The sequence below is a fragment of the Komagataeibacter melomenusus genome (assembly GCF_013155395.1).
Classification (GTDB): domain Bacteria; phylum Pseudomonadota; class Alphaproteobacteria; order Acetobacterales; family Acetobacteraceae; genus Komagataeibacter; species Komagataeibacter melomenusus.
Map to the genome: position 1 here is coordinate 1 of NZ_JABJWC010000135.1, position 251 is coordinate 251.

General features: G+C 52.6%; 1 pseudogene. It reads right to left on the bottom strand.

Annotated features, from left to right (window positions below):
- Positions 1-125 (bottom strand): annotated as a pseudogene (locus HNW77_RS18115) (chloride channel protein); the annotation flags it as partial.
- Positions 126-251: the final 126 nt, after the last annotated feature.

Sequence of the window (251 nt, forward strand, 5' to 3'; positions counted from 1 at the left end):
TAATTTCCCAGGAGAGCGATTGCGGTAATCCCGGAAAAGATGATGACGGTCAGTGTCCGGCCCGACGATTTCTGTTCAAAGGAGTGGGCAAGTTCCTCAATGGCGAAAACAACGCCTGCGAGAGGTGGAGGGATCGAAGAACCCCTGATTGATGTGCTTGGCCGGTAATTTCTGGGTTTTGGCGATTTGATTGACGGTTTTTGCGATGGCCTCCGGTCTGCGTTTTGAGCAGATTGGGAGTTGTCCTCCGC